The following is a 778-nucleotide window of genomic DNA, read 5'->3' as shown; positions in this document are numbered from 1 at the left end:
ACCAGCGCACCGGCACCTTGTGGGCGCCGATCGCCGCGCATGCGTTGAACAACGGCATTGCCCTGGCCGCCCTGATGTTCCTGGGCATCCAATAACGACCATGCGGCTTGACGAAAATTTACGTCGCCACGTTCCACACTGCGCATATGAACACGGGGGATCGCACATGAAACCAGTGCTGTTGGGAATTGCCATCGCCATGCTGGTGAGCGCGTGCGCCACCACCACCCCACCCACCGGCCGCCGCCAGATGGTGGGCGGGGTATCGCAGGCCGAGCTGGACCAGCTGGGCGCGCAGGCGTTTACCGAGACCAAGTCCAAAGGTACGTTGAGCACCGACCCGAAGCAGAACGCCTACGTCCAGTGCGTGGTGAATGCGCTGGTCGCTGAGCTTCCCGCACAGTACCGTGGCGTACGGTGGGAGACGGCTCTGATGGTCGACAAGGAACCCAACGCGTTCGCTTTGCCCGGCGGCAAGGTCGGGGTCAATACCGGCATCTTCACCGTCGCCAAGAACCAGGATCAGCTGGCCGCCGTCATCGGCCACGAGATCGGGCACGTGATCTCCCGCCACCACGAAGAACGCATCACGCGCCAGATGGGTGCGCAGACCGGGCTGTCGGTCCTCGGCGCGCTGGCAGGCGCGGCCTACGGCGAGGGCGCGGCCAGTACCGTCAGCCAGCTCGGCGGCGCCGGTGCCCAGGCGGCCTTCCTCCTGCCAGGCTCGCGGACCCAGGAAAGCGAGGCCGATATCGTCGGCCAGCGCCTGATGGCCGAG

General features: G+C 66.2%; 1 protein-coding gene. It reads left to right on the top strand.

Annotated features, from left to right (window positions below):
• Positions 1 to 166: 166 nt before the first annotated feature.
• Positions 167 to 778: M48 family metalloprotease (locus AAE045_RS23405; protein ID WP_455549708.1), on the top strand; the 612-nt coding region annotated here is incomplete at its 3' end.

It is taken from the genome of Dryocola clanedunensis, from assembly GCF_038405435.1.
Classification (GTDB): domain Bacteria; phylum Pseudomonadota; class Gammaproteobacteria; order Enterobacterales; family Enterobacteriaceae; genus Dryocola; species Dryocola clanedunensis_A.
Note: the sequence above shows the minus strand (reverse complement) of the source record. Positions and strands in the feature narration are given on the sequence as shown.